Below are 14,858 nucleotides of genomic sequence, written 5' to 3' on the forward strand. Positions count from 1 at the left end.
GCCAATCGTCATATTTCCTCCCAATTGTCGAATACGCCATTTTCTGCCGACCAACATTCATTCGCGATTTAATAATTACATCAATTAATTATACACGGAGGAATTAAATTATGAATATTTTTGCAAAAGCCCCTTTTAAAAAACGTTTGAATCAAAACCCATTTCATGGTCACTTCTGTTATCACAGTTATCGCGAGTCTCAATTAAGAGCCGAAATGATAAAGTCTAATCGCATTTTTCCAAAGTATTTATAAAAATGGCTGAAGGAGAACAAAATCATGAATATCTTCATTAAAAACAAAAACTTTCGCAAATTTTCTTTAGCCAGTATGTTATCAAGTGCTGGAGATATCTTGTTTTATCTAGCTTTAATGACCTACGCCAGCAAGTTAAAAAACTACTCGCTTGCGTTATCACTAATTGCCATCTCTGAATCAATTCCGAAAATTCTTGATAGCGTTGGTGGGTATCTTGCCGATCGAACCAAAAACAAATTTAAGAATTTAGTCTTATTCGCCGTCATCAGATTTCTTTTATACCTGACAGTTGGAATCTTATTTGCTCAAAACATCAATGGCTGGAACTTAGTCATGATTGTCATTGTTATCAACTTCATCTCAGATTTAATTGGTTCTTATTCTGGCGGTTTACAAACTCCCGTAATTGTAAACATCGTCGGAGTTGACGAAGTAGCTGAGGCCAACGGTTTTACCGGCGGGGTTAATCAAATTATCTCGATGATTGCCCAATTCGTTGGCTCAGGATTACTTTTGTTCATGTCCTATTCATCCCTTGCAATTGTTAACGCCTTTACATTCCTTGCAGCAGGAATGCTCTTTGGACTCGTGGGACTTCAAACCAAAAAAGATATAGCTATCACCGAACAGCCTACGATAAACCAACAGGGCTATTTTTCCACCATGCTTGACGCTTTTAAACAAGTAAAAAAGGCCAAAGGATTAATGACCACGGTCTTAACCCTTGCCCTTCTAAATGGAATTCTTGGCAGTATTGAACCCTTAATCTCAATAGTTACAGCCGGCAGCCGCAAAACGATGATTGTTTTTAATTATAGTTTTACAATTGCCTTAATCGGTGCAACTCTTGCTTGCGGCATGGCTCTCGGGAGTATCGTTGGCCCTCAAGTATTTAAAAAGACTTCCCTCATCATGCTATCAGTAGTAGCTAGTGTAATTTGTATTATTACTGCAATCGTCGTTCTATTAAAAAATATTTTCTTTATTATGCCCGTTCTATTTGTTTTAGGAGTGACTGTCGGAACAATTAATCCAAAATTAACTCAATGGTTAGTAACTACTGTTGATCGAACCATCCTCTCGTCATCAATTGGACTTCTAAATACAATTTTATTAATCATTACCCCGATCATGACCACAATTTTTACCACTATCTCAGGCATCTTTAATATTAACTATGCGCTATATGCTGTACTGTTTACTGCCTGCATCATTTTATTAATTACTTTAAATCTACTTCGCCAAAAAAAAGAAGCCATTTAATGCTTCTTTATTTTCGTTTAAAAAGAATTTGGGTGGATTTAAAAGAAATTACCGCTAAATTTTTTGTTGTTTTTAATAGAACCTTCCTTAATTCTGGATCGACATCTTTAAGATTGTTCAAGACCGAAATGGCTTTGGAAAACCAATTTTTCTTTAATTCTGTCATTGAAGTGCTATCAGTGGAAGTTATCAGTTCATAAAGCGCATTGATAAAGATCTCTTTGTTGTCATCCTCGATCAAATCCACAATTTCACTTGTCGCACCACTTACATACTGAGAAAACTCATCCGGCGCATCAAGTCTAACGAAACTCCTGCCTGTTACTTGCCAAGTGAATAAGTTATGCTGTCGAAATCCTTTCGCATCGCTTTTAACAACTTGAAATTTATTATCCGGATCAAGCAGCCTTCCTACAATTGAAGACTGCGGGATAAACTTGAAAATTTTATCATTAATTTTAATCGAACTTTTATCCTTGCCAAAACCCGGACCGTCAAAATTAAAAATCTTTTCAATGAGTTGTTGAAGCTCTTCTTCAGCGTGTACCCCTGCATAAACTGCAACGTTGCCGCCTTTAGAATGCCCGCCAAGAAAAAATGTACCTGAATACTTTTGACTGATTTTTTTAAAATATTTCAAACCCGATATCTGCGAAGGCACGGTCTTTTGATAAGACATATTGAGATCTTCTTTAAGCCCAAGAATTGAAGAGTCTGTTCCTCCAAAAGCCAAAAAATACAAATCTGGACTTAATTGAAAAGTTATTGCCGAGAACTGCTGCTCAGTTTTTTTATTCACCAAATTAAGGTAATCAGACCACGAAATCTGACCATACCTTTTACTCCCAGCAACATCAGATACCAATTGTTCGCTGTCAACTGGAAACCAGGTATCTTCAGCTGCCGCTTTAATTAAATCTTCCTGACCTTTTAAATCAGAGAACTGCGAAAATTCATTTTTCGTAAACTGAGTAAAATCTAAATACGATATCTGCGATAAAATTGCAGCATCTAATTCATTAAACGGTTCATCAACAAAAGTTTTATCTCCATAACTTGTAAGGTAAGAAATAATATTTGACATTTTACATGCGTCCTCAAGAATGATTAAATCTATTGTCACACAAATTTTCTGATCATGAAAAAAATTAAAGAATAATTATAAATAATTTTCTACTTTTTAAAAATAATCGATAAAAAATGTTTATATTACACTTTCGGGTCAAAAATATCTCTTAAACCATCAGCAGCAAAATTGAATGCCAGCATTAACACACACAACACCAAAGCTGGCTCCCACATCTGATAAGGAAGGAAACGAAAAGCCTTCTGCCCGTCTGACAAAAGTGTCCCTAAAGAAGCATTTGGTGCAGGAATACCGATTCCAATAAAGCTTAGAAATGCTTCAAAGAAAATTGCACTCGGAATTGAGAACATCGTTTGAATAATAATCGTTGAAGAAAGATTAGGAATCAGATGTTTAAAAGTAAGTCGAAGCGGCGAGATTCCCATAGTTAGAGCAGCCTGCAGGTACTCCTGCTGCCTTAAATGAAGCGTCTGACCACGAATCAATCGTGCCATCGGAATCCAGCCGGTAAAAACAATCGATAGAATTATTGAACTTAGTCCCGGTTTCAAAACTAACATCAATAAAATAGCAATAATCATTTTAGGAACTGCTGAAATAATTTCAATCAGTCGCTGTAAAACGATATCAACAGTTCCACCCAACCAACCGGAAATAATTCCATAAGGCAGACCGATCGCCAGATCAACAAGTGCCGCTAAAAAAGCAATTATTAAAGATAATCTTGTACCATAAAGAATTCGAGCAAATAGATCACGACCCAGATAGTCAGTTCCTAAAATGTAAGTTCTGTTCTTGGGTATTTTATTTTCTTTGTATGCATCAACTACCTTGCCATTTGCATTTTTCATTTTTCCTCGAAACCCCGGAATATTAACGCCTGCAATTCTGGGTGGTAAATTGGAATTGTCAGGATTTTGCTGATTCGGATCACGAGGAGAAATAATGGGTGCTGCAAAAGCCAAGCAGATCATTATTACTAAAACTATCAGAGCAATAAGTGCTCCTTTATTTTGTTTTATCCTTGAAAAGGATGTCGTTGAAGAAGGAATGTTTTGGTCAAATGAAGCAAAAGAAAAATCTTCTGCATTTATTTTCTTATCCGACACTTTCGATTCCTCCTGTATCACCTAATCGTATCCGTGGATCTGCAAGCGAATAAAGAACATCTGTGATCAGCAGCATACTCATAAATATTACAGAATACAAAATGGTTAGCCCCATTATCGTCGGATAATCATTGGTCATAATTGATTTAACGAATTGTTCCCCGATCCCGGGAATCGAAAAGATATTTTCTACCACCATTGAGCCTGTTAGGATATTGGCAGTTAATGGCCCGATGATTGTTATTACTGGAATCAACGAATTTCTAAGCGCATGTTTTGTCACGACCTGCCAGTTGCTATCACCTTTTGCAACCGCTAATTCAAGGTAGTCACTTTTTAAAACATCAACCATTTCAGTTCGAGTAAACCGAGCAATATGAGCGAGCGGTGAAACTGCTAATGCTAACGATGGCAAAACGCTTGAGCGCCAACCCTCCCATAAAGCAATTGGAAATATTTTCATTTTAAAAGCTAAATAAAACTGTAGGATAACACCCAAAACAAAACTAGGAACCGAAATTCCCAAAATTGAAATAAAAGTTGCAAGTCGATCGACCCAAGTATTGTAATGAATGGCCGCTAGCGAACCCAAAATAATTCCAAGAACTGAACCAATGATTAACGCTTGTGCTCCAATTAACAGTGACGGTTGCAGACGTGAACTTATCAAAGAAATAACGGGCTGATTCTCAAATTGAAAAGATGTTCCAAAATCTCCATGCAGTAAATTCGACAGATAAGTTAAATATTGCTGCCAAACAGGCTGATCTAAGCCATACTGCTTTTTCATGATTGTTAACTGGGCTGCTGTTAACTTTTCTTGATTAGTAAAAGGCGTCCCCGGCAGCATTTTCATCATAAAAAACGTCACAGTAATAACAATGAATAGTGCTAAAAGCAGGTACAAAATGCGTTTAGCAAGATATTTAGCCATATCGACCCCTTAAATTATTTACTTGCCTCTACACTCGCCATGTCATAGACACTATTAGGACTAAGTGTAAAACCAGTCATTCCTTTCTTCGTCAGCCATGCACCAGCTGGTTGAAAAAGCGAGATTACTGGCTGTTCTTCATTCAATAAATCTTGTGCTGCCAATAAATCTTTCCAACGAGCGGTCGGATTATTCGCATCTTCCGACGAACTCTTTTTGACTAAAGCATCATATTTTGAATTACTCCACTTGCCATAATTAAATGAAGAATTTGTCGTTAACAAATCCAAGAAATTGATTGGATCGGGAAAATCAGCAGCAGTTGGAGCTGCCACAATATCAAAATCACCAGAATTTTGGCGCATCATCCGGCTCTTGGTTGGAACATTGCGTAAGGTAATTTTTAATCCTTGCAATTGTTCCAACTGGTTCTGCAAAAATTCACTCTGAGCTTTAAACATCCCCATATCATCTGCTAAAAGTTCAATATTAATCGTTTTACCTTGATTACCAGTCTCTTTTAATCCTTCCTGCCAAAGTTTCTTCGCTTTAGTAGGGTTATATTTTCCGTATTTAGCAGCCGATGAACTAGTTTCTGATGCAAAATCTTTTGAAGGATTTTTCGGATCAAATGACATTCCTTTTGGCGTAAAAGAGTAAGTTAACCCTGAACCGCCACCAAGTACCTTATCTACTAATTGCTTGCGGTTAATAGATAAAGAGAGTGCTTGGCGGATTTTTGTATTTTTCAACAACGGTACTTTTTTAAGATTAGGCGTAAGGTAATAAGTTGCATTTTTCTTCGCTAATTCAAAATCTGGAGAATCCTTCATTTGACGAATCAGACTGCCTGAAATCATCACTCGATCCAAATTATTGTTCTGATAAAGATTTAGAGATGTCGTTGGATCTTTAACTACTTGATACTGAATCTTATCAGTTTTGACATTTTTAGCATTCCAATAACGGTTATTCTTTTGCTCAGTCCATGTATTATCCGATCCGTTCCAAGAATTTAAAACATAAGGTCCATTAAATAAAATAGTTTTTGAACTTGTCCCATATTGATTACCCCATTTTTTAACCATTTTTTGATTCTGAGGATAAAACGGAACGCAAGCCAGTAATTGATTAAAATATGGAAGAGGTTTTTCTAATGTAACTTGTAAAGTTCGTTGATTGAGTGCTTTGATCCCTAAAGAAGTAACTGGCTTTTTACCCGCAGTAATTTCAGCAGCATTTTTAATTCCATTATAAAGATAAGCATTTTGTGATTTAGCTTCTGGATCGACCGCCTTTCTCCATGCTCCAACAAAATCAGACGAAGTGACTGCTTCTCCATTACTCCATCTCGCATTTTTACGAATTTTAAAAGTATAAGTCAATCCTTTATTGGTGGGTTTAACAATTTTTTCAGCCATTGCCGGTTTTAAAGTTGTCGTTTCATAACGATATAAACCATCCATTGTATTAGTTAAATTCTGAGTGGCAACTGGCCCCACACTATGAACAGAATCCATCGTTGGAATTTCATCACGCTCTGCAATCCGAATCATCTCTTTTACTTTTAGCTTAACTTTAGCCGATTTGGCAGTCGAACTGCTTTTAGTAGTTGAAGATTTTGGACTGCAGCCCGTTAAGAATCCAATACTCAACAAGACGCTCATTCCAGCGATCATCACTTTTTTGAACTTCATTACATTTCACCTCTTTTTCATCATGTTTTAATCAGCATAACGAAATTAGAGTTTAATGTACATCGCTTACATTCGATTTAAACTTTTCTTATCTTATTGAGTTTTTATGAAATAAAATTAAACAGTGATAATTAATTAACAAAAAAGCAATTAACTATCATTATTCTGATGTTAATTGCTTCCACTATTTATTAAGGTGTATCATTCACTAATGTGAACATCACTATCGCACCGTATGTCCCAAAACTTGGGATATCACTTGGTTTTGATTTAAAGCTTAACGTCCATGGATAATTCTTAGTGTCCGGCTGGTTATCACTTCTGGTCCCGCTGTAAATGGTCTGCCCTGTTGGCGTCAAATGTGTCGTTGTCCCTGCTGTTGTATCGTGATAATATAACGGATTCCCCCTAATCATTTTTGTCGAATCTGTTGTTAACGTGAACGGCTTCGTTACTGCTGCTTCAATATGCCACTGCTTTGAAATATTGCTGTTGCGGTTGTCGGTTTTCCTTATATTCTGGGCCGTACTCACATACTCCTGATTCTTCAAATACCCCGCATGTGTCCCGAGATCTATGCTCCCAGGAGTCGCTTCTAAAGTCTGAGTTCCTACCTGATCCCACACATACGTCCTCGTATCAGTTCTTGTTGACGATTCATTCATCATTTTAGTTACTGTTGCTTCCGCTCCTTTTGGTTCGTGCGGTGAACCTGCTCCAACCTCACGCCACTGCGGATTAGTTACATAATATACTGGGGTCGGATTATCAACATCATTGATCGCAGCACCAACAGACGGGTTTGATAACATATCCGTGCTGACATAATCTTCAAGAATAAAGTTTGGACCAAATGTAAGCTTCCACAGCTTCGGCGTATTCGCTAACATCCCTTTGCGGTAGCTGCTGTACACCCGCTTCGTGTTGAATTTCGTTAAGTCCAAACTCGTTAACTTGCTGCACCCACTGAACATTGAATTAAAGTTCGCAACTTTTTCGGTGTCAAAATTGCTTACGTTTAACCTTGTGATCTCAGCACAGGACCCAAACATCCCATTCATATTCGTTACATTACCTGTCTTAAAGAAACTGACATCAATAACTGGCAGTACAGTACAGCGATTGAACATATTATCCATTGCCGTTACCTGACTTGTATCAAACTTCACTGGATCCATCTTGAGATCTGTTAATGACCGGCAGTAGTAAAACATCCCTGACATACTGGTAACCTTACTCGTATCGAAATTCCTTAAATCCAGCGATGTTAAAGCAGTACTAAAACCAAACATTGAATGCATGTCTAACACATTGCTGGTAACGAAACTGCTCACATCTATTGTCGGAAGCAGACTGCATTCAAAGAACATTAAACTCATATCCGTTACCTGACTCGTATTGAAGTGGGTCACATCTATACTTGGCAGCTTCTTACAGCTCGTAAACATTGCTGCCATATTGGTTACTTTGCTGGTATCAAAGTTAGTCACATCTAGATTTGTTAAGTTATTGCATTCCTTAAACATTGCTGACATGGTTTCTACTTTACTGGTGTCAAAGTGAGTCACATCTAAATTAGGCAGCTGGCTGCAGTAGGAAAACATACTTGACATATCTGTCACTTTGCTGGTATTAAAGTGAGTTACGTCTACTATCGGCAGTGATGAACATTGTGAAAACATTGAACTCATGTTGGTTACTTGACTGGTATCAAGCTGGGAGAGGCCTTCGATTGAGGTCATTGCACTCATTCTGCTGAAAAGTCCAAAAAGTGAATTCTTGGCTGTTACCCCAGGAGAAATAACTGTTTTGACGATCTGACTGTCATTTTGATACCAAGGCCAATCAGATACAACTTTTCCATCGACGTCAACGTAACTAACATGATCTACATCAAAGTTCAATTCATGCGGATAGATTGTCAATACTCCTAAATTATATCTCCACCAGTAAGTACCCCAAACATATGTGGATTTTGCTGCCCCCGTTCGATACCTAGTCATAATTTCATTCGCCGAAATTAAGGGACCGTTGGGACTTGTTTCACTACCTGTTCCAACTTCCTGCCAAGAAGTAGTTGGATTTTGTGAAGTATTACCAGCTGCTGCCGGTAAATCACCTGATTGTGGGAATTTTGTATATGGGCCTAAAGTTAGAACGTTTAGCGCTGTATCCCCGCTAAAGATATGATCAGTTTTAGTAGCATAAAACATGTTTAAAAGGCTTAAATCCAAAGTTGCTAGACTCGTACAGTTTTCAAAAAGATGACTAAAATCTTGACACGAGGCAGTGACAACATTCTGCAAGCCGGACACTGAGGTTAGATAAGGCATGTTTGCAAACATGTAAGACATTGATCTAGCAATTACCCCAGAATTAATAACAACACTTTTAACCTCATTTCGCCTTGAATCCCACGGCCAGCCTGCTGCATTTGTTGGTAAAAAGTCAATATTATGTGCATATATAATTAATGTTCCTTGGCTATTTATTTCCCACCAATTACTCTCAGTTAAAGTAACATTATTAGTCTTTGGAACATAGTTGGCTGTATTATAAACGAGATCAGTGCTCGCTAAAGGAGAGTTAGAATTAGTACTATTGTAAAAATACGATCCCCACGTAGGGTTCCCTGCATCATCAATTAATTGATTAGACTGATCATAAATTGAAACACCAGAAACAATTTGTGAACTTCCCGGAGTAGAAGAATTACCAGGAACTTTAGTGACTACAATTTGCCCCTGATCATTTACCGTTAGATTTGCTTTATCTGCGCCTTGATAGGTCATCGTTACGGTGTTAGTACCCATATAACCCGGACTCAAGTTATTACTGGTTCCATATTTTAAAGGAACATAAAGTAATCCATCTTTTTGAGTAACTCCTAAGGGTAATGGGCTATCCGGTTGAAAAATTCCTGCTAAAGACTGTACTGCCGTTACATTTGACCAGATTCCTGAAATATATAAACTGCGAGCAGAGTAACTAAAAGTAACTTTATCGCCTGGATTAATTGCTGATGATGTTGTTAAAGTCCCTCCATTAACTCTCATTTGAAGATTTGCGTATGGATCAGAAGCAATTCTTGGAATTTTACGATAAACATAGTTAAGGAAAATAATATTTCCAAAGTTAGTTTTAACTGTTACATTAGAGCCAACATTAGTTACCGTTGCCCCACTACCAACTGATCCCAATCGTTTATTAATCCGACCATTATTTTGATAAAAAGTTCCATTAACTTGTGCTCTTTGATATGTATACCCATCTTTAACAATGGTTGGAGTTGAACTAGTATCAACAAATTCTGTCGAACCTGGATGCGTCCTCTGCCAATCAGATTGTAAAGTAGTTACTGGCGTTTTTAAATCAGTACCATTTTCGTCAACATAACGAGTGGTAATAATTTCGTCGCCTGGGGTAAAAGTTCCTTGGATATTTTTAATTGTATTAGTTTCATAAGTATCTCCAGTTGAACCTAGAATCGAAAAAGCCCAGTTACTGCGATCTGCAATTACATTCCTTTCATCAGCATTTAAAACTTTTACCCAAGTTACTTTACGATCAAGATCTACTGTTAAGCGATAGGTACTTGCATCGTAAGAAATGGTCATATGGTGCCAAGCACGATCAATCATCTGAAGTCTTGCGGTCCCACTTACTGTCCCTTCTGTATTGCTTTTAGAAGTTACAGTCATCCCGTTTAGTGGAGCAGAAAGAATAGAAGCATAACCATAACCATTACTATCAGTACTAATAAAGGCTCCATAAGTATTATCATCAATATTATTATATACAAAGCGATCATCTGGTTTTGAATACTGATCGAGCAAATGATACGTGGGATCTCCATAAGCTGTGCTCTGCATAGAAGGATACATTGGCAAATAATCTAATCCGTTAAAATGCGTATCAACTTTAAAAGCCAACGCATTCATTAAATCACTTACCCCCAAACATCCACCGCGTAATCCAAGTGAATGAACAGTCTGCCCATTATCTGGATCACTAGCAGATGTAACTGAGCTTTGAGTCGAATCTGCATGACGTCCAAAAACGCTAGGCAAGATATAAGAACTCATTCCATGGGTCCCTGTTATTCGATCGCGTGGTCGATAGATTGGGTGGAAAACAAATCCTAGCCCATCCGCACCAGTTGTAGCCCCTGGAATGATTTGTAAATCCCAATTAAAGTTAAAATTCTTGGTCATATCAACCGTCGCATTTAGAGACACTGCTCCTAACTGCTTTACGGAGTTCGTAATTACTACGGTACCCCAAGTTCCATCAGAGTTAACATTAACTCTCGCACTACCTACAGGAGCAAAGAAGTTTTGGCTATCTCCGACACCAATTGTTACTGGACTTATGTCTCCAACACCAAATGGGACTATATTAAAATTTTGCTTGTTTTGAGGGAGTGATGTTTGTTGAAGCGGGTCTATAAAACCGGAATTTAATTGATTATTAAAGTCCCCAGAAGCGCTAACATTGTTTTCATTTAATTGACTTTGCGGAGAGCTGAACGCCTTGTTTTCTTGCTTATTACTTAAAACAAGCCCAATAACTGCAATACTTAATAACGATACTATTAAATACCCTAATCTTTTTATTAACCCGTTCATAAATTCACTCCCTAAATCAATTTATTTATACAAAGTTAAATTTATTATATCAAAAAGCGTGTTTTATAAATTCTATTTTAAATAAATTTTTTTTAAAAAAAGCAACTAACTCACAATTTACTTGCTGTTAGCTGCTTAATATATTTTTAAGGAGTGTCATTCACTAACGTAAATGTTACCGTCGCATTATATCTCCCTGCTTTCGGGATATCACTCGGACTTGCTTTAAAGCTTAATGTCCATGGATAATTCTTCACATCTTGATACAAACTAGTCGCTACCTCGCTGTAAAGTGTTTGTGCTGTTGGAAGCAGATGTGTTACTGTTCCCGTAGTTGTATCGTGATAATAAAGGGGATCTCCTCGGATTACCTTCGTTGGGTCAGACGAAAGTTTAAATGGATTTGTGACGGATGCTTCAATTCGCCAACGTCTGCCAGCTCGATCATTTCTGTTATCAGTAACTTTCAAATTTTGCCCTGAACTATTATATTCCCGATTTCTTAAATAACCCGAATGGGTCCCAAAATCGATACTTCCTGGAGTCGCTTCTAGAGTTTGACTCCCCACCTGGTCCCAGACATAAGTGTGAGCAGACGTATTTGTTAACGAATCTGTTGCAATCTGAGCTGCAGTTTTTGCTGCTCCCGTTGGAGCATGAACCGTTGTTGGAGTTAATGCCTCCCGCCATTGCGCATTGGTCGCATAATATTGTGGATTTGGCGGAACTGGATTCGCTATATCATTAATTGCCGTTCCAGGTTTCGGATTAGGGAGTAAAGTTTGACTTCCTAACTTAGTTCCCGATCCCAATGTCAACTTCCACAGCGCTGAGGTTCGATTAGGTTCAGTTACACTAGGTGGAGCTAGATTAAACATATTCAAGGTGTTAGCCGTTGGCTTAATGTTGAAACTTGATAGATCAAGTTCTGTTAAACCTGAACTATTTTCAAATAAGTACGACATATCTGTCACATTTGAAACATCAAACTTACTAAGATCCAAATGAGTGATCAATGGACAACCGGAGAACATTGACTGCATATTAGTTAAACTGGTCGTTATAAAGCCAGACGTATTAAGCTCCTTGAGCTTAAAACAGTTCAAAAACATCCAATTTGCATTTGTCACATGGCTCATATCGAAATGACTGACGTCAATTGCTTCTAACGATTCACACATCGAAAACATCGCATATGTGTTCTCTGCCTTACTTGTATCAAAGTGGCTGACATCGAGATCAGTTAAACTTTTATCTCCTTCAAACATTCCTGAAAAATCATCAACATTACTCGTAATGAAATTTGGACCGAATGTTACTCTCTTTAAATTTGTACACTTTTGAACTAATCGATACATTATCGTTACATTCGGTGTATTAAAAGTCGAGAGGTCTAAAGATTCAATGCTTGAACATCCAGCAAACAAACTATTTAAGTCGGTCGCATTCGTTAAATCAAGATTATTTAACCCCACAAATTCAGTTACTGCACTTAGACCGTTAAACAAATGAGAAACTGAACCGCTGGAAGTTACCCCTGGATTAATCACTACTTTGGTAATATCTGCTGAGTACTGTTTCCAAGGCCAGTCTACATCTGGAAAGTTAGGAATATTTGTTGGAGTTACGACCGCATCATTATATGCATTTAAGGTGTGCGGATAAAGTGTTAAAACTCCGTTCTTGTATGTCCACCAAGGTGATCCGTCTAAATTCAAGATGTCAGATGAAGGAACATAATTGCTAGTTTTGTATGTTGGATCTAAACCAGCGAGTGGCGATTTATCATTTCTGGCATCATAAAAGTATGATCCCCAAACTGGATTTCCCGCTTCATCTATTAACTGATTTGACTGGTCATAAATCGAAACCTTCATTTGAATTTTAGAAATCGTTGGTGAACTTGCAGTTTCTGGAACAGTAGTAACCGCTATTGACCCCGCATCATTTGCTGTTATATGAGCATTTTCTCCACCTGTATATTTCAAGGTAACCGTGTTTGTTCCAGTTGCTCCTGGTATTAAATCATTACTAGCACCGTTATTTAGCGGTACATACATATAACCACTATCTACTGATACTCCTGTCGGCAACGGGGCTGGGGTCTCAAACAAACCACCACCTAAAGGTTGAACGGCTGTTACTTTATTCCAGATCCCTGGCACATTATTGTTTTTTACATTGTAAATAAAAGTTACTCGATCACCATTATTAACATTTCCAGAGGTAACTGCCGGTCCATTGTTAATTTTAAACTTAATATCAGTTTGGATATCTGTATTGCTTGCAGTCATGTTCCTACGATAGACATAATTTAAAAACATAACGTTATTGAATTGGGTTGTTGAAACTAGATTATTACCGTTTGCTGTAACTGTCGTCCCACTCGAAACTGTTCCTAAACGCTTATTTATTCTCGTATTATTTGCAAAGATGGTTCCATTTACTTGCGCTCTTACATAAGTATTCCCGTCTTTACCAACAATTGTAGGCTGAGTGTTAGTATCAACAAAATTTGGATCACCTGGGTGCATCTTCTGCCAATCTTCATAAGTTGTTGTTACAGGCGTCTGAAGGTCGGTCCCATTTTCATCAATATAACGAGTTGTAATAACTGGATCTCCAGGCGTAAACGTTCCATTAATATTTTTTACGGAATGCCCCTCATAATAAGCTCCTGTTGAAGCTAAAATGGCAAAACCCCAGTTACTCCGATCTTGAATAACACTCTTCTCTCCTGCCGTCAGTGTTTTCTTCCAAGTAACTTGTCCGCTGCCGGTAGCATCATGTAAAATAACCGTCATCGTATAGGTACTAGCATCATATGAAATTGTCATATTCCGCCATTGATGATCACCGACCTTCATAGCAGTCCCACTCACACTGCCTTCTGAAGTTGTCTTTGAAGTCACTGCACTCCCATTCAATGGTGCACTTAAAGGTGCCCTCTTAACAAAACCATTGTTACTTGTCATTGAAAATGAACCGAAACTGTTATCAGAAGTCACTTGACCTTCAACCCCATTAGGGCTTGGATAAGCATCGTCCACAACGTGATACCACTGGCTATGATGAATATTGTCTCCATAAGCATGACCTGGAGATTCTGGATCACCATAATTGTTATAATATGTATCCAGCTTAAAGCCCCAAGCGTTCATCATGTCCCCGATCCCAAGGCTTCCACCTGTTCTCCCAATTGAGCGGATCGTTTGACCGTTATAACGGCTAGTTGGACTTGTTACAGGATCATCACCATTTTCTCTTCCAAAAACAGCTGGAAGTGTATACGGTGCTTCACCTTGAGAACCTACAATTCTCTCACCTGGCTTATATAACGGATGAAACACAAAACCAATCCCATCTGCCATTCTAGAATCAGAAACTGGGTCAATTTTTACATCCCAACTAAAGTTGAAATTCTTAGTCATATCAACTGTCGCATTTAATGTAACAGCTCCAACATAATAGGTATGCGGTTTGTTTAATAAGATATTATCCCATGTACCATTTTCATTAACCGTGACTTCTGCTCCTTGAACTGGTGCAAAGAAGTTCTGAGAATCTCCTGCTCCAATTGTAATTGGAGTTAGGTTTCCGTCTCTATTAAGATTTAAAAAATTGTTTGTAGAATTGAAAGTGTTTGAAACAGGGATTAAATTGTTAGCTAAACGCCCCCCCCCTGAAAACGCTACCATTATTTTCAATTGCTACATTATGCGGAAAATCCGCTGCTTTATCTTCCTGTTTATTGCTTAACCCAACCTTAACAGTAATAATACTTACGATCACTAGTACTAAATAACCTAATTGTTTTATTAATTTGTTCATAAAACCACTCCCTAAATTCATCAATTTCTACAAAGTTAAATTAATTATAACA

At 37.7% G+C, this 14,858-nt stretch carries 8 protein-coding genes; 1 reads left to right on the forward strand and 7 read right to left on the reverse strand.

Translation table 11 applies throughout. The features are described 5' to 3' along the window. The first annotated feature begins 278 nt into the window (after positions 1–278). A complete protein-coding gene (locus R8749_RS08555; protein ID WP_317695972.1) occupies positions 279–1,520 on the forward strand; it encodes an MFS transporter in 1,242 nt (413 codons plus the stop codon). Between the two features lie 7 nt (positions 1,521–1,527). Here the strand turns inward: R8749_RS08555 and R8749_RS08560 are convergent, their stop codons facing one another. From R8749_RS08560 to R8749_RS08590, 7 genes are all read right to left on the reverse strand, one after another. Beyond that, positions 1,528–2,604: an Mbeg1-like protein gene (locus tag R8749_RS08560; RefSeq protein ID WP_317695974.1), complete on the reverse strand. Its 1,077-nt coding sequence runs from the start codon at positions 2,602–2,604 to the stop codon at positions 1,528–1,530. A 125-nt stretch (positions 2,605–2,729) separates the two neighbouring features. Beyond that, positions 2,730–3,716, reverse strand: a complete 987-nt coding sequence (locus R8749_RS08565; RefSeq protein WP_317695976.1) for an ABC transporter permease — start codon at positions 3,714–3,716, stop codon at positions 2,730–2,732. Further along, complete coding sequence (gene opp3b / locus R8749_RS08570) at positions 3,706–4,650, reverse strand: oligopeptide ABC transporter permease (protein ID WP_317695979.1); 945 nt, start codon at positions 4,648–4,650, stop codon at positions 3,706–3,708. The genes R8749_RS08565 and opp3b overlap by 11 nt, the downstream gene beginning before the upstream one ends. Positions 4,651–4,664: 14 nt before the next feature. Next, positions 4,665–6,347 carry a peptide ABC transporter substrate-binding protein gene (locus R8749_RS08575; RefSeq protein ID WP_317695982.1) on the reverse strand — a complete coding sequence of 561 codons (1,683 nt, stop codon included), beginning with the start codon at positions 6,345–6,347 and terminating at the stop codon, positions 4,665–4,667. A gap of 191 nt (positions 6,348–6,538) precedes the next feature. After that, positions 6,539–10,975 carry a BspA family leucine-rich repeat surface protein gene (locus tag R8749_RS08580; RefSeq protein ID WP_317695984.1) on the reverse strand — a complete coding sequence of 1,479 codons (4,437 nt, stop codon included), beginning with the start codon at positions 10,973–10,975 and terminating at the stop codon, positions 6,539–6,541. A gap of 146 nt (positions 10,976–11,121) precedes the next feature. Further along, the gene (locus tag R8749_RS08585) at positions 11,122–14,673 is read right to left on the reverse strand and encodes a BspA family leucine-rich repeat surface protein (protein ID WP_317695986.1); all 3,552 of its coding nucleotides are present in this window, start codon (positions 14,671–14,673) and stop codon (positions 11,122–11,124) included. Then, positions 14,639–14,806, reverse strand: coding sequence for a hypothetical protein (locus R8749_RS08590; RefSeq protein WP_317695988.1), 168 nt, complete (start codon positions 14,804–14,806; stop codon positions 14,639–14,641). The genes R8749_RS08585 and R8749_RS08590 overlap by 35 nt, the downstream gene beginning before the upstream one ends. Between the last annotated feature and the right edge of the window lie 52 nt (positions 14,807–14,858).

Origin of the sequence: Xylocopilactobacillus apis (assembly GCF_033095965.1) — a bacterium.
GTDB classification, from domain to species: domain Bacteria; phylum Bacillota; class Bacilli; order Lactobacillales; family Lactobacillaceae; genus Xylocopilactobacillus; species Xylocopilactobacillus apis.